This window comes from Paenibacillus favisporus (assembly GCF_040545415.1).
Lineage (GTDB): Bacteria > Bacillota > Bacilli > Paenibacillales > Paenibacillaceae > Paenibacillus_AQ > Paenibacillus_AQ favisporus.
In genome coordinates, this window is record NZ_JBEPLV010000002.1 from 206,461 (window position 1) to 226,208 (window position 19,748).

A 19,748-nucleotide genomic window follows, 5' to 3' on the forward strand; every position below is an offset into this window, starting at 1 on the left:
GAGAGGTGTAGTTGTGTTTAAAGACTTGTTCCAGAAAAAAAGAAAATACGCGACCATTCCTTCAGAACGTGTAGGAAGAGGCAGCGAGCCGGGTGAAGAAAGACCGCGCCGGGAAATTCCCGAAGGCTTGATGAATAAATGTCCGAAATGCGGCAGCATTCAATACAGCAAAGAGCTGGAGAAAAATCTGAAGGTTTGCCCCAACTGCGGACACCACATGCGTCTGAATGCGTTGGAACGGATCCAAATGACGCTGGATGATGCAGGATTTGAAGAGTTCGACAGCGGTATGGTATCGGTCGATCCGCTCCAATTTCCGGGATATGCCAACAAGCTGGAGCAGCAGGCGCTCAAGTCGGGTCTGCGCGAAGCGGTTATAACCGGACAAGGCACCATTGAAGGACTTCCGGTTGTCGTCGCCGTCATGAGCTTCGATTTCTTTACGGGAAGCATGGGTTCGGTCGTCGGCGAGAAAATTACCCGGGCGATCGAAATTGCGACCGAAAGGGATCTCCCGCTCATTATTTTCTCGACTTCCGGCGGAGCGCGTATGCAGGAAAGTATTCTAAGTTTGATGCAAATGGCGAAGACAAGCGCTGCTTTGTCTCGTTTTAACGAAAAAGGCGGCCTTTACATTTCGGTCATTACCGATCCGACGACAGGCGGGGTTTCGGCCAGCTTTGCCACGCTCGGCGATATTAACATCGCGGAGCCAGGGGCTGTGTTCGGCTTTGCCGGACGGATCGTTATCGAGCAGACCATCCGCCAGAAGCTCCCGGATGATTTCCAGACGGCGGAGTTCAATTTGGCGCACGGACAGCTGGATTTGGTCGTCCACCGGAAAGAGCTGCGCCAAATGCTGTACAAGCTGATCGAGATGCATACCGTGAAAGGGGGATATTAAGTGGCAGGAGAATTGCCTTTTGAAAAGCCCCTTGTGGAAATGCGGCAGAAGATCAATGAGCTGAAGCAGTTCGGAGCGGACAAGGGTATTGATTTTAGCGACGAGATTGCGAGATTGGAAGAAAGATACGCCCAGTTGGAAGAAGAGGTGTATTCAAATATTACGGCCGCCCAGAAAATGCATTTGGCCCGGCATCATCAGCGTCCCACTTCGCTCGATTTGATCCAGCTGATTTTCAGCGATTTCATCGAGCTGCACGGGGACCGTCTATTTGGTGATGACCTCGCGGTTATTGGCGGGCTGGCCAAGCTGAACGGGACTCCGGTCACCGTGATCGGCCAACAGCGCGGGAAGGATACGAAGGACAACATTGCCCGTTTCTTCGGCAGCGCGCATCCGGAAGGCTTTCGAAAAGCGCTGCGGCTGATGCATCAAGCGGACAAATTTAAACGCCCGATTATCACTTTTATTGATACAAAAGGTGCTTATCCGGGTAATACAGCAGAAGAGAGGGGACAATCCGAGGCAATCGCCCGCAACTTACGGGAGATGGCCGCGCTGGGTGTTCCTGTTATTTGTGTGGTCATCGGCGAAGGTGGAAGCGGCGGTGCTCTTGCGATGGCCGTCGGCAACCGTGTGCTGATGCTGGAGCATGCGATCTATTCGGCGATTTCGCCGAACGGAGCGGCTTCGATCCTCTGGAAGGATGCGTCCAAAGCGGATCAGGCGGCCGAGGCCATGAAGATTACGGCCAAAGATCTGCTTGAATTCGAAGTGATCGAAGAGATCGTGCCGGAACCGAAAGGCGGAGCGCACCGGGACTATGAGGCGACAGCCGCTGCCATCAAGGACAGCCTGGTACGCCATCTGGGCGAACTGTCGGGACTGGGCAGCGATGCGTTGAAGGAAGACCGGTATCAGAAGTTCCGCAAGATCGGTAAGTTTGCCTATGAACAATCTTCGCATGTCGGTGTGATAGATTAGTTCCATCTGGGCAATGATGTATTATGACAAACTTTCAAACTTCCTATACAAAACTTTCGTTTTGTAGTAAATTTAATCTTTGGATAAAGATATGTAGGGTAGAGAGACTTTAAAGAATAAAACGGAGGAAACCCAAATGCGTAAAACAAAAATCGTATGTACCATCGGTCCTTCCAGTGAATCGTTGGAAAACACCAAAAAATTGATTATGGCCGGCATGAACGTTGCCCGTTTGAACTTCTCGCACGGCGATTTCGAGGAGCATGGCCGCCGGATCAAGAACATCCGCGAAGCCAGCCGCGAGCTTGGCAAAACCGTTGCCATCCTGCTTGACACCAAAGGACCGGAAATCCGCACAGGCAAGCTTGCCGTGGAGCCGATCGAGCTGGTGCAGGATGAGTACATCACGCTGACGACCGAAGAAATCCTGGGCGACAAAGACCGGATTTCGATCACGTACAAAGATCTTCCTAGTGATGTGCAGCCGGGTTCGACGATCCTGATCGACGACGGATTGATCGGCCTGACGGTTGTGGAAGTCCAGGGCACTGAAATTAAATGCCGTATTGTCAATGGCGGTACGATCAAGAGCAAAAAAGGCGTGAACGTACCGGGTGTGGCGATTTCTCTGCCGGGCATCACAGAGAAAGACGCGAACGATATCGTATTCGGGATCGAACAGGGCATCGATTTTATCGCAGCTTCCTTCGTACGCAAAGCAAGTGACGTTCAAGAAATCCGCGAACTGCTCGCCAAGCACAACGCAGAGCACATCCAGATCATTTCCAAGATCGAGAACCAGCAAGGCGTGGACAACCTCGATGAAATTTTGGAAGCGTCCGACGGTCTGATGGTTGCCCGCGGTGACCTCGGCGTGGAAATTCCAGCCGAAGAAGTACCGCTGGTACAAAAGCGCATGATCGAAAAATGTAATGTTGCCGGCAAACCGGTCATTACGGCGACGCAAATGCTGGATTCCATGCAGCGCAACCCGCGTCCGACACGCGCCGAAGCGAGTGACGTAGCGAATGCGATCTTCGACGGCACGGATGCAATCATGTTGTCCGGGGAAACGGCTGCAGGTAAATATCCGGTGGAATCCGTTCTGACGATGTCCCGCATCGCCGAGAAGGCTGAATCCGCGCTGAACTACCGCGAAATTTTCCTGAAGCAGCGGATTGCCCAGGAAACGACAATTACCGAAGCGATCAGCCAATCGGTGGCAATTTCCGCACTGGATCTGAACGCCAAGGCGATCATTTCTTCGACGGAATCCGGCCATACGGCACGCATGGTATCCAAGTACCGTCCGGAAGCACCGATCATCGCAGTGACTACGCAGGAGCGCACGCTGCGTCGTCTGGCTCTGACTTGGGGCGTTACGCCGGTTCCAGGCAAGACTGCTACATCAACGGATGAAATGTTCGAGAACTCCTTGAAGGGCGGCCTGGAGTCCGGTCTCGTAAAACCGGGCGATCTGGTTGTTATTACTGCAGGGGTTCCGCTGGGACAATCCGGCTCGACGAACCTGGTGAAGGTCAGCCAAATTCCAAACGCATAAGAGGACTGCGGCGCAAACCGCCGCTAGCCTACCGATAGATCCATTTCATAGAAAAGCCTGTCAGGATTCACTCCTGGCAGGCTTTTTTTGCTGATACCGGGCAAATTTCAGAAGCAGGCATCCCTTATGTTATACTGAATTGAAGGGCATTTAATTACAGCAAGAAAGGGAACAGTGGAGGATGGGAAAAGATAACGGCATTCAGCTCAGCCGCTGGTTTACGACGTCACTCCGGGTACGCTATCAGGAAAGCGACAAGATGGCTGTCGTCTATCATGCGAATTATTTAAACTGGTTTGAAATCGGCCGGACCGAAATGATCCGCGAATTGGGCATTACTTACCGCAGTATGGAGGATGAGGGCTTGTTTCTGCCCGTTACGGAGCTTGACATGAAGTTTGTGCAGCCGGCGCGCTATGACGACATGATTACGATTTTTACGAGAATGACGCGGTTCACTAAACTGCGGATTGACTATATCTATGAAATCCGAAGACTATCCGAACAGGAGCAGGCGACGTTTGCCGGCAGCGGGTATCAGGTCGGCGAAGAACTGCCCGGAGAAGTGCTCGTCACGGGTTCTACGCAGCATGTGTGGCTGAACCGGGACTGGCAGCCCGTTAGGCTCGACAAGCACTCGCCTGCGCTGTATAAGGCCCTGTCCAAGTCGATTACAGGAGGAGAAGCATGACCGCGTTCAGAAAATGGCTGCTGGCCCTGATCATTATCGTTCCGGTGGTCGAAATATTCGGCTTCGAATGGGTGGCTACCCGGGTAGGAGCGGCCAATACATTGCTGCTGACCATCGTCACATCAGGAATCGGCATGCTGATGATGCGCTTTGAGGGGCGCAAGGTCCTGGAGGATTCGCGGGCCAAAATGAATTCGGGCCAGGTTCCCGGCCGGAGCATGGTGGATGGCTTATGCGTGTTTATCGGAGGGATGCTGCTTGTCCTTCCTGGCTTTGTAACGGACCTGATCGGGTTTACGATGGTATTTCCGCTGACTCGGCCCTTGTACCGCTATGTCATTTTGAAGTGGATCGAGCGGAAGATGAAAGACGGAAACATTAAGATTTACCGCCGTTAGCGGAAGGAAGAGCATACCTGATAAAAAATTGTTTATTTGGCTGATAAAACAATTTGATGTTTACTGTCACCTTGTAATTGTTCACATAGACGTCAAAATACTTTATGATAATATATGGTTCCATTACTTGGCGATTGGTGTCAGGTAGAGTAGCGGACGACGGTTTTGCGGGATCCGAACAGGAGAGTACAGCCCGCCCGGTTCCGCGTTAACGGCATTATGGCACGGCCTGTCTGCTGTGGATTGCGTCGATGGACGTTTTTCTTTTCAGTAAAATGTAACTGTTTTCACGGTTCATGCATGTTGTTAAAATTCCGTTATACGAAGGAGAGATGTACGATGACAGCTACCAAAGGTCTGGAAGGAATTGTTGCCGCAGCTTCTTCCATCAGCTCGATTGTCGACGGTGTGCTCACATACCGCGGTTATAACATTGATGACCTGGCAGCGAACGCGAGCTTCGAAGAAGTGGCTTTCCTGCTCTGGTTCGGAAAACTGCCGAATCAGGACGAATTGAGTCGTCTTCAGCAGGACCTCAGCGACTATGCCGCAATTCCGGATGCTTTGATCGAACAAATGAAATTGTACCCTAAAGATATGAGCACGATGGCAGCTCTCCGTTCCGCCGTATCGGCCCTGGCGCTGTACGATGCGGAAGCCGACGATATGAGCCGTGAAGCCAATGAGCGCAAGGCGATCCGTCTTCAGGCGCAGCTCCCTACGATTATTGCGGCCATGGCCCGCCTCCGCAAAGGCCAGGAGCCTGTCGCACCGAAAGCAGGCTTGTCGGTTGCCGAAAACTTCCTGTATATGCTCAGAGGCGAAACGCCTGAGGAGACTTCGGTGAAGGCTCTCGACCAGGCGCTCGTGCTGCATGCCGACCATGAGCTGAACGCTTCGACGTTTGCTGCGCGCGTAACCGTGGCGACGCTTTCGGACATCTACTCCGGCGTTACATCAGCGATCGGCGCATTGAAAGGCCCACTGCACGGCGGTGCCAACGAAGCGGTCATGAAGATGCTGAACGAAATCGGAAGCATCGACAAAGTTGAGCCATACATTCAAGAGAAGCTCGACAATAAAGACAAAATTATGGGCTTCGGCCATCGCGTTTACAAAAACGGGGATCCCCGCGCCAAGCATCTGCAGAAGATGTCCCGCGAGCTGGGTGAAATGAAAGGGGATACAAGCCTGTACGAAATGTCCGTCAAAGTGGAGGACATCGTGACCGGCCAGAAGGGACTGAAGCCGAATGTGGACTTCTACTCCGCTTCCGTATATACTCAGCTTGGCATCGAGCAGGAGCTCTTCACGCCGATCTTTGCGATCAGCCGCGTGTCGGGATGGACGGCGCACATTCTGGAACAATATGAAAACAACCGCATCATCCGTCCGCGTGCCGAATATGTCGGCCAAACGGATCAAAAATATGTTCCGATTGAGCAGCGTTCTTAAGGTATAATAGAAAAAGGGGGAACACCGTGAACGATCAACCCGGGCACGGGCGGTTCCCTCTGGCTTTGTGCTTGTCCCGGCAGGGAAATCATGCCCGAAGAAAACTATAAGGAGGAATTATTCATGAAACTCGAGAAATTTGCACTCCCTACCGAAGGTGAAAAGATTGAAATAACGAACGGCAAGCTGCAGGTTCCGAACAATCCAGTTATTCCGTTCATCGAAGGCGACGGTACCGGCCGCGACATTTGGAGAGCTTCCAAGCGCGTTCTGGATGCAGCTGTTGAGAAAGCTTACAACGGCGAGAAAAAAATCGCCTGGTATGAAGTATTTGCCGGTGAAAAAGCCTACAATACATACGGGGAGTGGCTGCCGAACGATACCCTCGAAGCTATCCGCGAGTACATTGTAGCCATCAAAGGACCTTTGACTACGCCGATCGGCGGCGGTATCCGTTCCCTGAACGTGGCTCTGCGCCAAGAGCTCGATCTGTACGTCTGCTTGCGTCCTGTGCGCTACTTCAACGGCGTGCCTTCTCCGGTTAAGCATCCTGAACTGGTCGACATGGTCATCTTCCGCGAAAATACGGAAGACATCTATGCAGGTATCGAGTACAAGGAAGGCTCGGAGGAAGTGAAGAAGGTCATCAAATTCCTTCAGGAAGAAATGGGCGTTAACAAAATCCGTTTCCCTGAAACTTCCGGTATCGGAATCAAGCCGGTATCTTCCGAAGGCTCCAAGCGCCTCGTTCGCGCTGCAGTAGAATACGCCATCAAGCACGGCCGTAAGAGCGTGACGCTCGTTCACAAAGGCAACATCATGAAATTCACCGAAGGCGCCTTCAAAAACTGGGGTTACGAAGTGGCTGAACAGGAGTTTGGCGATAAAGTGTTCACTTGGGCACAATATGACATCATCAAGGAAAAAGACGGCGTAGACGCTGCGAATGCCGCTCAAAAAGCCGCTGAAGCCGAAGGCAAAATCATCATCAAGGATGCGATTGCCGACATCGCTCTCCAGCAGGTGCTGACTCGTCCGACGGACTTCGACGTGATTGCAACCCTGAACCTGAACGGTGACTATCTGTCCGACGCCCTTGCTGCCCAAATCGGCGGGATCGGTATCGCGCCAGGAGCGAACATCAACTACGTGACAGGACACGCGATCTTTGAAGCAACGCACGGAACAGCTCCGAAATACGCGGACAAAGACGTCGTGAACCCGGGTTCGGTTATCCTGTCCGGCGTAATGCTGCTTGAGCACCTGGGATGGCAGGAAGCAGCTGATCTGATCTACAAAGGCATGGAAACGTCGATTAACAATAAGACGGTAACTTACGATTTCGCCCGTCTGATGGAAGGCGCGACGGAAGTCAAATGCTCCGAGTTCGCTGACGAAGTTATCAAAAACATGTAGGGGAGAGATCCGATCATGGCCTTGACTCGTAAAAAAATTACCGTTGTGGGTGCCGGTTTTACCGGTGCCACGACGGCGCTGATGCTCGCGCAAAAGGAACTTGGCAACGTGGTGCTGCTGGATATTCCTCAACTGGAGAACCCAACCAAGGGCAAGGCGCTGGACATGCTGGAAGCGAGTCCTGTTCAAGGCTTTGACAGTCAGATCATCGGTACCTCGAATTACGATGATGCGGCTGGCTCCGACATCGTGATCATTACGGCCGGCGTTGCCCGCAAACCGGGCATGAGCCGTGACGACCTCGTGAACACCAATGCAGGCATCGTGAAATCGGTCTGCGACAACGTAAAACGCGTAGCGCCGGAATCGATCGTGATCATCCTGAGCAATCCGGTGGACGCCATGACGCATGTCGCTTACAAGACGCTCGGTTTTCCTAAAAACCGCGTGATCGGCCAATCCGGCGTCCTTGATACGGCCCGCTACTGCACGTTCATCGCGCAGGAGCTGAATGTCTCCGTCGAGGATGTGCGCGGCTTTGTGCTTGGCGGCCATGGCGACGACATGGTGCCTCTCGTGCGGTATTCCAGCGTCGGCGGTATTCCGATCGACACGCTGATATCGCCGGAGCGCATTCAGGAGATTGTGCAGCGCACCCGCGTCGGCGGCGGCGAAATCGTCAACCTGCTCGGCAACGGCAGTGCGTATTACGCCCCGGCGGCCTCATTGGTGCAAATGGCGGAAGCCATCCTCAAGGACAAGAAACGGATTATACCGGTCATCGCACGCCTTGACGGCGAATACGGCTACCATGACATTTTCCTAGGCGTACCGACAATTCTAGGCGGCAGCGGCATCGAGAGGATTTTCGAGCTGGAGCTGACGGCCGAAGAAAAAGCGGCGCTGGATCAATCGGCCGATTCGGTCCGCAATGTCATCGCTGTAGTGAATGTATAAGCGGGACCATTCGTGTCCAAACTTTGAACAAGAAAACCTCTAATGTGTGACAACCATGGAGGTTTTCTTTTCTTTTCAAAGGTTTATAAGTATAATGAATGTTATGGAAACACAAGCACGCGGGGAGGAAATGGAATGACCACTGTGATGTTTTTCGTACATATTTTGGGAGCGTTGGCTCTCGGATTCTATCTGGTTCTGCCATTCGTTGTAGGTAAAGTGGCCGGTTTGTCACTCCCTGCTCAGGAAGGCAGCGCGGCAGCCATCCGCAGCCTCAATACGTTTGCTCAGGTAGGCCTTGTAATCCAGCTGCTGACAGGCGGTTATCTGATGAGCCAAGGCGACTATTCCGTGCCGTGGATGATCATTATTGTCATCCTGCTGCTGGCGCTCGGCGCAATCAGCGGAATCATGGGCAAGCCGCTCCGTCTGGCGATCAAGGGCATTCAGGAAAAAAGGGATATTTCCGTAGAAATGGGGAAAATCCGTACGCTCAGCGCCCTGCTGGCGATCTGCCTGTTGATCATGACTTTCTTCATGGTCTACAACCACATTATTTAAGCTATAAGGTATCTATCGTTTGCAGATGACTCCGCTTTGCGGGGTCATCTTTTTTTGGACAAAAATGATCCATGGACTGCTTTTTCTTGAATGGAGAGCGGTGTTCTACTGTTTAACTCCGGGAGCGATGTGGTAAGTATCAACGGTAGAGAATAATCCATCCGTCATATGCCATCCTAATACGGAATGTGATGGCATGTGCACCGATGAAACCCATCCGTGAAAGGAGAATGAATGATGTCAGGAAATTCGCAATCGCAACCTAAACAGACTCTGCCTCCTCAGCATCAGAATCATCAGCCGGGGACGGAATCGGAAATGAACCCTCTACCGAAATACGAGCCCAAAGATTACAAAGCCGCGGGTAAGCTGCAGGGCAAAAAGGCGATCATCACCGGCGGTGACAGCGGGATCGGCCGTGCGGTGGCCGTAGCTTTCGCCAAAGAAGGTGCCGATATCGCGATCGTATACCTGAATGAGCACGGGGACGCCGAAGAAACAAAGCGCCAGATCGAGCAGGAAGGACGCAAATGCCTGCTGATCCCTGGCGATATCGGAGACGAGTCCTTCTGCAAAAACGCCGTCAACCAGTCGGTACAGGAGCTGGGCGGACTGGATATTCTAATCAACAACGCGGCGGAGCAGCATCCGCAGCAGAAAATTGAGGATATTACGAAGGAGCAGCTCGAAAAGACGTTCCGTACGAACATTTTCGGCATGTTCTTTATGACCAAGATGGCGATGCCGTATCTGAAGAATGGCAGCGCGATCGTCAACACGGCCTCTATTACGGCCTATAAAGGCAACCCGACGCTGATCGATTACTCCTCGACGAAGGGCGCAATCGTCAGCTTCACGCGCGCGCTGTCCATGAACGTGGTGGAGAAGGGCATCCGCGTGAACGCGGTTGCTCCGGGGCCGATCTGGACCCCGCTCATTCCGTCCACGTTCGACGCCCAGCAGGTGAGCCAGTTTGGCGCGTCGCAGCCGATGAAGCGTCCGGGTCAGCCGGAAGAGCTGGCGCCGGCCTATGTCTATCTGGCGTCGGATGACTCGTCCTATGTCAGCGGACAGGTGATCCACGTGAACGGCGGCGAAGTCGTAAACGGCTAAGCCGAGCGGAACGTTTAGAAAGGGCGGCGATGCCTTGAAGCGTCTGGCAGCCGCAGCCCATATTTGGATCGGTTGTTATCCATAGGGATGGACTTCAAGCATCCCTTGAACAAAAGGTTGTACCCGGAAGAAGGAATCCGGGTACAACCTTTTTTGGTGGTGGCGTCAGGGGGCCGTTTCATTCCAGACTGCCGCGGTGATTTCCATCGTCGGCAGTATCAGCTGGATTACGGCCGCCTTCATCGTCGGCGGACAGCTCATCCAGCGACATTTCGAAGCTCGGCGCCATATTTTCCAGGAAATAATCCGCCTCGGCCAGCTTCATCTGGCGGATCTTCGCCAGTGTCTGCTCCTTGGCGGCGGCGAATTCCCGGTTGCCTGCGGCAACCTCGCGCGTGCACTTCAGGTACGCGTCCAGCCGGTCGGCGGCTTTGACATAGAGCAGCAGTTCGGACTCCTGTTCATCCACCGTATCCGGATGAAGGAGGGGGCCGTAAACCGCTTGCAGCTCCGGAGGCACCATGCCGGCGAGGCGCTCCGCGGCGATCTGCTCCATTTCGCGAAAGCTTCCGAGGAGCCGCGGGTTGTTATGCTTCACCGGCGTGGCGATGTCGCCGGTGAACACCTCCGCCGCGTCGTGAAACAAGGCGAGGGACGCGGCACGGTCCGCGTTGAGCTGGCGCCCGAAGAAGACGTTGCCGATATGGCAGAGCATATGTGCGAGCAGAGCGACGTGATAGGAGTGCTCCGCCACATTTTCCGGCGAGGTGCTGCGCATCAGGCTCCAGCGCTGGATATACTGCAGACGGTACATGTATGCGGAAAAATGATAGTTCAACGTTCGGTTCTCCTTTCGAAGCTGGATAGATTGAACCTAAAGTTAAGCATTGAAATTCCTGTTAACGGCCCAATGAGGCCTATAATTTCATTTCTTTAGTTCAATCTATCTGGATAATCCTACTATATCCGGGAAGAGGCGCCCCGGAACAGGGCTGTCCATTTTCCACTGGTCAAAGGGCGGGATTCACGTTAGGATTAGGAATAGAAAAAGAGGAAACTTGAGGATAAAGGAAGGGACCCATGAAACCTTTTCGGATCAGATTGACGCTGATTCTTATGGTGATGATCGGCGTATCTATGCTCGGGGCAGGCATCACGATGGCCCAGGTGTTCAAGAAATCGCATATTACGGGACTTGAAGAGAATATGGTCCGCGAAATAAAGCTGCTCAGCACCACGTTTGACTTCATACCGATGCAGGGGGCGGATGCGGTTAGCTATTATACCGGCGAAGCCGGGAAGCTCGGCAAGCTGACGGAAGCGCGGGTGACCTTTATTAAAAGGGATGGCACCGTGGTCGGCGATTCGGAGAGCAATCCACTGGAAATGGACAACCACAGCAAACGGGAGGAGGTTGTGACGGCTTCGAAAGAAGGCGTGGGACACGCTATCCGTTACAGTGATACGCTCCGTCAGAATATGCTGTATGTGGCGGTGCCGGTGACTTCCGGCGCGAATTTCGACGGCTTTATCCGTTTGTCGGTCAGCCTGAAATCCGTCGATGAGGGTGTCCGGAACGGCTGGATGGTCATGGCCGTCGGCCTTGTGATCCTGTTTGCCGCGGCGACCTTGATCAGCTACCGGATCGCATCCGGGATGACGTCGCCGCTGGAGAAGATCACCCGGGTGGCCAGACGTATTTCGCAGCAGGATTACGACGCCCGCGTGGATCTGCGCAGAAAGGACGAAATCGGCCTTCTGGGCAACGCGATCAACGGGATGGCCGACAGCCTGCAGACACAGCTGAAAACGATCCAGGACAACGAGGATCTGCTGCAGAGCGTGCTCGACAATATGACCGGAGGCATTCTGCTGTTGGATGCCGAAGGGAAGATCGCGCTGGTGAATCCGGCCGCCGAGAATATGCTGAGCGTGAGTGCCCAACACATTACCGGCCGCTCTTATGATGAGCTGAAGCAGTACTACGAACTGACGAAGCTGATCAAGGAAGGAATCTCCGAGCGCATCGAAATCCACGAGGAGCGGAAGGTCTACATTCCGCAGGAAACGATCCTCCGCATGGACGGGGTCCCGATGTTCCGGGAGCAGAGCGGCAAAGAGTTCAGCGGCATGCTGTTTCTGCTGCAGGACGTTACCGCGATCCGCAGGCTGGAGAATATGCGCAGCGAGTTTGTGGCCAATGTGTCCCATGAGCTCAAGACACCGGTGGCAGCGGTCAAGGGCTTTGCCGAAACCCTGCTGAACGGCGGCGTCCATGACGAGAAAACGGCCAAATCGTTTTTACAGATCATTTTCGATGAAAGCGAGCGGCTGAACCGTCTGATCAGCGATATATTGGATTTGTCCAAAATCGAATCCAAGCAGTCGCCGATGGATTATGCACCTGTCGACGTGTCCACGTTTTTTGGGACGATGATGGAGACGCTCGGTACGGTCGCCAGGAAAAAACGGATCACGCTGCAGACGGACATTCCGGATGAATTGTTTATTGAAGCGGATGAGGACAAGCTGCGGCAGATTTTTATCAATCTGCTCTCGAACGCGATCAGCTATACCCAGGATGGCGGCAGAGTCGAGCTGTCCGTGCGCGATCAGCAGGACGCCGACGGGAACGAACAAGTCGTATTCGCCGTTTCCGATACCGGCATCGGCATTCCGAAGAAGGACCTGCCGCGGATCTTCGAACGCTTTTACCGGGTGGATAAGGCAAGATCGAGAAGCTCGGGAGGAACCGGGCTGGGGCTTTCGATCGTGAAGCATCTGGTTGAACTCCATCACGGAGCGATTTCCGTGGAAAGCGAGCTCGGCATCGGCACCACGTTTACCGTTAAGCTTCCGATGCTTCAGGAGCAGGACGGTGTGTAAACAGGGGAAATGGAATATCCCCCCTTTTCGTTAGAGACAATAGGCTTATCTTTTCGAAAAAGGTAAACATCATGTATTCTTTTACACAGCGTTAACAATCAGATGATAAGATGTTGCTTGTCAGCATTCATTCATTTGATACAAGAAACAGGGGGACCGGTGAATATGACTCAACGATTGTTGGTAATCGAGGATGAGCCGACGCTCGCCAGATTGCTTTCGTACAACTTGACGCAGGAAGGCTACGATGTCACGATTGAAGACCACGGCACGTCCGGGTACGAGCGGGCCGCCCATGAGCCTTACGACCTCATTATTTTGGATTTGATGCTGCCGGGAATGAATGGATTTGACATTTTGAGCAAACTCCGCAGCAAGGGAATGGAGACGCCGGTGATTATTTTGACGGCCAAAAACGCAGAGGAAGAGGTCGTGCAGGGCCTTAAGCTGGGCGCCGACGACTACATTACGAAACCGTTCGGGGTCTCGGAGCTGCTGGCGCGCGTAAGCACCGTGCTTCGCAGAGTGTCCGGTCCCGGAGAGGAAGCGGCGGCCGTTCCGGAATCGCCTACCTCGGCCATCACGCTCGGACAGCTGGAGATTTATCCGGAGAAATACGAGGTGATGCTGGGCAGTACCAGCATTAATCTGCGGCCGAAGGAATTTGAAGTGCTGCTGTACCTCGCCCGCAAACCAGGTGTTGTCCTGACCCGGGATGATTTGATGAACGCGGTGTGGGGCTTTGATTACATCGGGGGTCAGCGGACGGTGGATGTGCATGTCAGCTCTCTGCGCAAGAAGCTGGAGCTTGATCCCGAATCCGTTCATATTGATTCCATCCGCGGCGTTGGCTATAAGCTGGTCGTCAATAAAAAAAGAAGCTCTCATCCTGTGGAATAAGGAGAGAGCTTCTTTTTTTTGCATGCATCAGACCTAAGGAACTAGTTCTTTGATCATAGGTTTACATACAATTTACATTGTCCGCATATTCTCTTAACGCTCGGGAGGTATGATGCGGCTAAAGACTAGAGAGCCGAAGAGGGGGAGGGCCATATTGTCCACACTGTACGCCGATCTGCAACAAAGCATTCGTGCAAATGGAAACCCAGCTCAAGAAGGTAACGCCTCCGCACAAGGCCATACTGAAGCAAGCACGCAAGGGGGAGGAGATTCCGGGGATCGCCCCACGCCGGCGGAATATTGCCGGATGGTTCCGCTGCTGGACGCCCAGACGAGCTGCCGAGAAGTTCTGGAGCTGATCAAGGAGCAGCCGGATCTTCCCTGCGTGGTCATCGGAGGGAAGGAGGGCGAGCCGTTTGGGCTGGTCATGCGGGACACCTTTTACCGGAAGCTGACCGGCCGGTTCGGCGCCGATCTGTATTTTGGCCGTCCGGTAGAGAAATTTGCGGACATGCAGCCCCTGATCGCCGACATTGGAGCCGATCCCGGACTGCTGATCCAGCAGGCCCTGGACCGCCCCGAATCCCAATTTTATGACTGTGTTATTTTGACGGATCACGGGCAGCTGGCAGGCGTGCTGACGGTCCTGGATTTGATGATCATGTCGGGCTTGCTTCAGACGGGGGCTGAGCAGCGGCGCAGGCAGACGGTAGCGGAGAGCTTCAGGCATGTCACCGGCATGGAGGAATCGCTGCAGCAGGTAGCGGAGGCGGCGAACGCCACGCTGATAGAATGCCGCCAGATGAAGGAATGGTCGCTGGACGGGCGCAGCAAGCTGGATGAGGTCAGCCAGTCCTATTCCAATGTGGTGGAGCGGATGAACGAGAATCAGCAGCAGGTGGCCCGGCTGATCCAGGATGTCGACACGATCTCGGCATTAACCCGGACCATTTCGGAGCTGGCGGATAAAAGCAATCTTCTTGCCATGAACGCATCGATCGAGGCGGCGCATGCCGGTGAGCACGGACGCGGCTTTCAGGTCGTCGCTGCTGAAGTCAGGTCGCTCGCAGGACAGACCCGGCAGCTGGCGGCGGATATTTCCGGACTGCTCGGAAGCATCAGCCGGCTGGCGAAGGAAACGGGAGCTTTAACCACGGCCGGAGTGGGCGAGATCACGGCCAGCGCGGAGCTGCTGGACGAAGGAAGCCGGATGTTCGGTGAGCTGGAAAAGGCGGTCGAACACGTGGCGGGGACCGGTGAAACCGTCAACCGGTTGGCGGGAGATACGGCCATGCGGGCCGCCGTCATCAGGCAGGAGCTGGAGAAAGGAAGTTCTTTTGCTTAATATTGGATCTGCTAGTTTACACATTTTACACTGCGTTTACAATTGTGGGACACAGCATTTACATAACGGCATTACTATAGATAGGTGCCATATAGATGAACTGAACTTCATAGACCCTTTTTGAAAAAAGGAGAAGCGATTGTAAATGGAAGATATTATCGATATTGAGCAGTTGAATTTGTACTACGAGCAGTTTCATGCGCTTAAAAATATAGACCTGGACATTCCCGAGAAAACGATCACTGCCTTTATCGGCCCTTCCGGATGCGGCAAGTCGACCCTGCTGCGGACGCTGAACCGGATGAATGACATGATCACAGGCACGCATATCGAAGGCTCCGTCAAAATCGGCGGCAAAGATATTTACGGCAATGACGTGCACGTGGAAGCTCTTCGCAAGCAGGTGGGCATGGTGTTCCAGCAGCCGAATCCGTTCCCCAAATCGATTTACGACAATATTGCCTACGGCCCCCGTCTGCACGGCACGCGCGATAAGAAGGTGCTCGACGAAATTGTGGAGCAGAGCCTGCGCCAGGCCGCGCTGTGGGAAGAGGTTAAGGATTACTTGAAGCGTTCGGCCCTCAGCCTTTCGGGCGGACAGCAGCAGCGTTTGTGCATTGCCAGAGCTTTGGCGGTTCAGCCGGACATTCTTCTGATGGATGAGGCGACCTCTGCGCTCGATCCGATTTCGACACTAAAGATTGAGGAATTGGTACAGGAGCTCAAGGAGACCTATACCATCGTTATGGTTACTCATAATATGCATCAAGCTGCCCGGATTTCCGGCCGCACGGTATTTTTCCTGAACGGGGAAGTCGTCGAATCCGACGATACCAAGGAGTTGTTCACCAACCCGCGGGACTCCCGTACCGAAGATTATATTTCCGGGCGTTTCGGGTAACCGGCAGCAAGATGAGCATTAAATATATCCTAGGGGGAACAGGGCAGCGATGATTCGGAGAAAAGAGTTGGATCAGGATTTAGAGGTACTGCGCACGTTGCTTCGCCAGATGGGCGCGCATGTGGTTCATGCTTTGGAAGAGGCGGTGATCAGCCTGAAAACGCTCGATGCGGTGAAGGCACAGCAAATCGTCAAGGATGACGCCAAGCTGAACGCGATGGAAGAGGAAATCATGGACATCGGCTCCCGCCTGATCGTTACCCAGCAGCCGGTAGCCAAGGATCTGCGAAGAATTCTCGTAGCCTTTAAAATTTCGAGCGACCTGGAGCGCATGGGAGACCTTGCCCTTGACGTTGCCAAGGTGACGCTGCGGCTGCAGGGGCAGGAGCTGATCAAGCCGCTGATCGACATTCCGCAAATGGCTGATCTGGTGCAAGTAATGATCGAGGAGTCCATTACGTCTTATTTGGACGAAAATACCGACCTTGCTTATAAAATGGCCAAGGACGACGATCAGGTGGACCAATTCTACAGCCGGATCATCACGGAATTGTACGGCTATATCGCCTCGAACCCCGAGACGCTGTCGCAAGCGATGCTGCTCACACTGGTTGCCCGGTACATCGAGCGGATCGCCGATCACGCCACGAATATCGGGGAGAGCACGGTGTATCTCGTTACCGGCCGGCGTCCTGATTTGAATCAATAACATCAACATACATGAGATCAAGGAGCTGACCCGCACAGGCGGGAAGCTCCTTTTTTGTCGTAAAGGAATTGACAGAAATTACGCTTAGGAGATTTGCGGCAAAACGGCCTAAATTTTTCTCGAAAAGGGGCGTGTATGGTATCATAAATGAAGGACGTTTGATAAAGGGAAGGTGCCCAATGAACAAGCTGATTTTGATAGATGGAAACAGTATTATTTACCGCGCATTTTTCGCAATGCCCCCGCTGACGAACACCAAGGGTCTGCATACGAATGCTGTGTACGGATTTACGAATATGCTTCTGCGTTTGATCGAAGACCATAAGCCGACGCACATGATGGTTGCGTTTGACGCCGGAAAAACGACGTTCCGCCACGAAGGCTACCAGGAATACAAGGGCGGAAGGGAAAAGACGCCGCCGGAGCTGTCGGAACAGTTCCCGCTGCTCAAGGAGCTGCTGCAGAGCTTTGGCATCGCCCAATATGAGCTGAGCGGTTACGAGGCAGACGATATCATCGGGACCGTCTCCCGCATCGCCGAGGAGGAAGGGCAGCAAATTCTCGTCGTGACCGGGGACAAGGATATGCTGCAGCTGGCTTCGGACCATGTTCAGGTGGGCCTGACACGCAAAGGGGTAACGGAAATCGAAACCTACGCTCCTGAGCAAATCAAGGAGCGGTACGGACTGACTCCGCTTCAAATCATTGACCTGAAGGGCCTCATGGGGGACCCGTCGGATAACATTCCGGGAATTCCGGGTGTCGGCGAGAAGACAGCGCTCAAGCTGCTGCACCAATTTGGATCGGTCGAGGAAGTGCTGGCCAATACGGCCGAGCTGAAGGGGAAGATGAAGGAAAAGATCGAAACCCATTCCGATGACGCGGTCCTCAGCAAGAAGCTGGCGACCATTTACCGCGAGGTGCCGCTGGACAAGTCGTTTAACGAGATGGTATTCCCGGGCTTGAAGGAAGAAACGGCAGGGCCTGCGCTCGCCAAGCTGGAATTCAAATCGTTGCTGGAGCGGTTGTCCTTCCATGCGGACGGTAACACGCACTCGGATGAGGAGCAGGCCAAGGCTGCCGAACGGGAGATCGAGGTCACCGTCGTTGACGGCGAAAATGCGGACGAGCTGATCGCTGCATTGGACGCCGTGCAGCTTATTCATGTCGAGACCAGTGGAGAGAACCCGCATCACGCCGAGGTGATCGGGGTCATGTTCTCCACCGAGCCGAAGCATTACTACGTTCCGTTCGAGCGAATGAACGAGTCTTGGGCGGAGCCGCTGCGGACGTGGCTGGGGAACCCGGATGTTCCGAAACGGGGATATGACCTGCACCGCACGGATCTGGCGCTTCACTGGAAGGGAATCGCGTTTGCCGGGGCGTCGTTTGACGTGCAGCTGGCCGCGTATTTGCTCGATCCGACGGAAGCGAACCAGAATGTCAACGCGCTTGCATCCAAATACGGGCTGCCGGTGCTGGCGGCGGATGAGGACGTATTCGGCAAGGGCGCAAAATACAAGGTGCCGGAGATGGACGTGTTGAGCGGGCACTTGGCCCGGAAGAGCGCCGCGCTGCTGGAGATCATTCCGCTTCAGGAGAAGGAGCTTGCGGACAATGAGATGAGCTCGCTGTTCCATGACCTGGAGATGCCGCTGTCGCGGATTTTGGCGGACATGGAGAAGCAGGGCATCGCGGTCAACAAAGACGATCTGAAGGCGCTCGGAACGGAATTCGAGTCCCAGATCAAGTCGCTGGTCGAGCAGATTTATGAAATTGCAGGCACCGAGTTCAACCTCAACTCGCCGAAGCAGCTGGGAGAAATCCTGTTCGTCAAGCTGGGCCTGCCTGTTGTGAAAAAGACCAAGACCGGCTATTCTACCGACGCCGAAGTGCTGGAGAAACTGGCGCCGTACCACGATGTCGTACGCCTGATTTTGCAGTACCGGACCATCGCCAAGCTTCAGTCGACGTATGTGGAAGGCCTGCTGAAGGAAATTTCGGAGGAAACGGGCAAGGTGCACACATATTACCGTCAGACGATTGCGGCTACAGGGCGCCTAAGCAGCCAGTTCCCGAACCTGCAAAACATTCCGATCCGCCTGGAAGAGGGACGGAAAATCCGCAAGGTGTTCGTGCCATCCGAACCGGGCTGGTACATTCTGGCCGCCGACTACTCGCAGATCGAGCTGCGGGTGCTGGCCCATATCTCGGGAGATGAAGGACTGAAGGAAGCCTTCCTGCACGATATGGACATCCATACGAAGACGGCCATGGACGTGTTCGGTGTCAAAGCCGAGGACGTTGACGCCAATATGCGGCGGTCCGCCAAAGCGGTTAACTTTGGCATCGTGTACGGCATCAGCGACTATGGCCTGTCCCAGAACCTGAATATTACCCGGAAGGAAGCAGCCCAATTTATCGATCAATACTTCGACGCCTTCCAGGGTGTTCGCAAATATATGGACGATATCGTCAGAGACGCCAAGCGCGACGGTTATGTCACCACGCTGCTGGAGCGCAGACGGTATTTGCCGGAAATCAATGCAAGCAACTTCAATCTGCGTTCCTTCGCCGAGCGGACGGCGATGAACACACCGATCCAGGGCACTGCCGCCGATATCATCAAGCTGGCTATGGTTCAGATGGATGCGGCGCTGGCCAAAGAGAAGCTGAAGAGCCGCATGCTGCTTCAGGTGCATGACGAATTGGTATTCGAAGTCCCTGAGGACGAGCTGGAAATCATGAAGAAATTGGTACCGGAGACGATGGAGCATGCGCTGGCCCTGTCCGTACCGCTCAAAGCGGAAGTGAGCTACGGAGTCAATTGGTACGAGGCGAAATAGAGGGCTGCGTAAGCGCCCGTATGTAAATCTTATGGGTTCCCCGCGAAGTACTTGAGCAGACTTCGAAGAAAAAGCGCCGCTTTGTGGGGCTGTCTTACGCTATAATAGAGGTTGAGGTGAA

17 protein-coding genes are annotated in these 19,748 nt (G+C 53.9%); 16 read left to right on the forward strand and 1 reads right to left on the reverse strand.

Annotation, left to right across the window (positions count from 1 at the left end; genetic code table 11):
* The first annotated feature begins 13 nt into the window (after window positions 1-13).
* The 10 genes from accD to ABID47_RS09040 all read left to right on the forward strand — a co-directional run bounded on the left by accD (window position 14) and on the right by ABID47_RS09040 (window position 10,040).
* Window positions 14-904 (forward strand): acetyl-CoA carboxylase, carboxyltransferase subunit beta, encoded by an 891-nt coding sequence (gene accD, locus ABID47_RS08995; RefSeq protein WP_116232263.1) that lies wholly within the window; start codon window positions 14-16, stop codon window positions 902-904.
* The gene (locus tag ABID47_RS09000) at window positions 905-1,888 is read left to right on the forward strand and encodes an acetyl-CoA carboxylase carboxyltransferase subunit alpha (protein WP_354496013.1); all 984 of its coding nucleotides are present in this window, start codon (window positions 905-907) and stop codon (window positions 1,886-1,888) included.
* A 136-nt stretch (window positions 1,889-2,024) separates the two neighbouring features.
* Window positions 2,025-3,449, forward strand: a complete 1,425-nt coding sequence (pyk, locus tag ABID47_RS09005) for a pyruvate kinase (protein ID WP_116232265.1) — start codon at window positions 2,025-2,027, stop codon at window positions 3,447-3,449.
* Between the two features lie 181 nt (window positions 3,450-3,630).
* Window positions 3,631-4,140 (forward strand): acyl-CoA thioesterase, encoded by a 510-nt coding sequence (locus tag ABID47_RS09010; protein ID WP_354496016.1) that lies wholly within the window; start codon window positions 3,631-3,633, stop codon window positions 4,138-4,140.
* Entirely contained in the window at window positions 4,137-4,538 is a 402-nt protein-coding gene (locus ABID47_RS09015; RefSeq protein WP_076170466.1) for an FxsA family protein, read from the forward strand. The genes ABID47_RS09010 and ABID47_RS09015 overlap by 4 nt, the downstream gene beginning before the upstream one ends.
* Before the next feature lie 339 nt (window positions 4,539-4,877).
* Window positions 4,878-5,993 carry a citrate synthase gene (citZ, locus tag ABID47_RS09020; RefSeq protein ID WP_089545820.1) on the forward strand — a complete coding sequence of 372 codons (1,116 nt, stop codon included), beginning with the start codon at window positions 4,878-4,880 and terminating at the stop codon, window positions 5,991-5,993.
* A 123-nt stretch (window positions 5,994-6,116) separates the two neighbouring features.
* Window positions 6,117-7,409, forward strand: a complete 1,293-nt coding sequence (gene icd, locus ABID47_RS09025; RefSeq protein WP_076170464.1) for an NADP-dependent isocitrate dehydrogenase — start codon at window positions 6,117-6,119, stop codon at window positions 7,407-7,409.
* Window positions 7,410-7,424: 15 nt separating this feature from the next.
* A complete protein-coding gene (mdh, locus tag ABID47_RS09030) occupies window positions 7,425-8,366 on the forward strand; it encodes a malate dehydrogenase (RefSeq protein ID WP_354496019.1) in 942 nt (313 codons plus the stop codon).
* Between the two features lie 135 nt (window positions 8,367-8,501).
* Window positions 8,502-8,927 (forward strand): hypothetical protein, encoded by a 426-nt coding sequence (locus ABID47_RS09035; RefSeq protein ID WP_076170462.1) that lies wholly within the window; start codon window positions 8,502-8,504, stop codon window positions 8,925-8,927.
* A 237-nt stretch (window positions 8,928-9,164) separates the two neighbouring features.
* Window positions 9,165-10,040 (forward strand): SDR family oxidoreductase, encoded by an 876-nt coding sequence (locus tag ABID47_RS09040; protein ID WP_251673428.1) that lies wholly within the window; start codon window positions 9,165-9,167, stop codon window positions 10,038-10,040.
* A gap of 178 nt (window positions 10,041-10,218) precedes the next feature.
* On the opposite strand, the gene yfbR is transcribed toward ABID47_RS09040, so the two are convergent.
* Window positions 10,219-10,878 carry a 5'-deoxynucleotidase gene (gene yfbR, locus ABID47_RS09045; RefSeq protein WP_354496021.1) on the reverse strand — a complete coding sequence of 220 codons (660 nt, stop codon included), beginning with the start codon at window positions 10,876-10,878 and terminating at the stop codon, window positions 10,219-10,221.
* 242 nt (window positions 10,879-11,120) lie between these two features.
* On the opposite strand from yfbR, the gene pnpS reads away from it, so the two are divergent.
* The 6 genes from pnpS to polA all read left to right on the forward strand — a co-directional run bounded on the left by pnpS (window position 11,121) and on the right by polA (window position 19,627).
* A complete protein-coding gene (gene pnpS / locus ABID47_RS09050; protein WP_354496023.1) occupies window positions 11,121-12,926 on the forward strand; it encodes a two-component system histidine kinase PnpS in 1,806 nt (601 codons plus the stop codon).
* A gap of 165 nt (window positions 12,927-13,091) precedes the next feature.
* Window positions 13,092-13,826 (forward strand): response regulator transcription factor, encoded by a 735-nt coding sequence (locus ABID47_RS09055; protein ID WP_076170458.1) that lies wholly within the window; start codon window positions 13,092-13,094, stop codon window positions 13,824-13,826.
* Between the two features lie 154 nt (window positions 13,827-13,980).
* A complete protein-coding gene (locus ABID47_RS09060; RefSeq protein ID WP_354496025.1) occupies window positions 13,981-15,171 on the forward strand; it encodes a methyl-accepting chemotaxis protein in 1,191 nt (396 codons plus the stop codon).
* Between the two features lie 145 nt (window positions 15,172-15,316).
* A complete protein-coding gene (gene pstB / locus ABID47_RS09065) occupies window positions 15,317-16,072 on the forward strand; it encodes a phosphate ABC transporter ATP-binding protein PstB (protein WP_354496027.1) in 756 nt (251 codons plus the stop codon).
* A gap of 49 nt (window positions 16,073-16,121) precedes the next feature.
* The gene (phoU, locus tag ABID47_RS09070; RefSeq protein WP_116232271.1) at window positions 16,122-16,781 is read left to right on the forward strand and encodes a phosphate signaling complex protein PhoU; all 660 of its coding nucleotides are present in this window, start codon (window positions 16,122-16,124) and stop codon (window positions 16,779-16,781) included.
* Between the two features lie 179 nt (window positions 16,782-16,960).
* Complete coding sequence (gene polA, locus ABID47_RS09075; protein ID WP_354496030.1) at window positions 16,961-19,627, forward strand: DNA polymerase I; 2,667 nt, start codon at window positions 16,961-16,963, stop codon at window positions 19,625-19,627.
* Window positions 19,628-19,748: the final 121 nt, after the last annotated feature.

Coding starts and splice junctions, on each gene's coding strand:
- pstB (WP_354496027.1), top strand. CDS start 15,317: ATGGAAGATATTATCGATATTGAGCAGTTGAATTTGTACTACGAGCAG.
- pyk (WP_116232265.1), top strand. CDS start 2,025: ATGCGTAAAACAAAAATCGTATGTACCATCGGTCCTTCCAGTGAATCG.
- citZ (WP_089545820.1), top strand. CDS start 4,878: ATGACAGCTACCAAAGGTCTGGAAGGAATTGTTGCCGCAGCTTCTTCC.
- phoU (WP_116232271.1), top strand. CDS start 16,122: ATGATTCGGAGAAAAGAGTTGGATCAGGATTTAGAGGTACTGCGCACG.
- mdh (WP_354496019.1), top strand. CDS start 7,425: ATGGCCTTGACTCGTAAAAAAATTACCGTTGTGGGTGCCGGTTTTACC.
- ABID47_RS09010 (WP_354496016.1), top strand. CDS start 3,631: ATGGGAAAAGATAACGGCATTCAGCTCAGCCGCTGGTTTACGACGTCA.
- pnpS (WP_354496023.1), top strand. CDS start 11,121: ATGAAACCTTTTCGGATCAGATTGACGCTGATTCTTATGGTGATGATC.
- ABID47_RS09015 (WP_076170466.1), top strand. CDS start 4,137: ATGACCGCGTTCAGAAAATGGCTGCTGGCCCTGATCATTATCGTTCCG.
- ABID47_RS09035 (WP_076170462.1), top strand. CDS start 8,502: ATGACCACTGTGATGTTTTTCGTACATATTTTGGGAGCGTTGGCTCTC.
- ABID47_RS09040 (WP_251673428.1), top strand. CDS start 9,165: ATGTCAGGAAATTCGCAATCGCAACCTAAACAGACTCTGCCTCCTCAG.
- polA (WP_354496030.1), top strand. CDS start 16,961: ATGAACAAGCTGATTTTGATAGATGGAAACAGTATTATTTACCGCGCA.
- icd (WP_076170464.1), top strand. CDS start 6,117: ATGAAACTCGAGAAATTTGCACTCCCTACCGAAGGTGAAAAGATTGAA.
- ABID47_RS09055 (WP_076170458.1), top strand. CDS start 13,092: ATGACTCAACGATTGTTGGTAATCGAGGATGAGCCGACGCTCGCCAGA.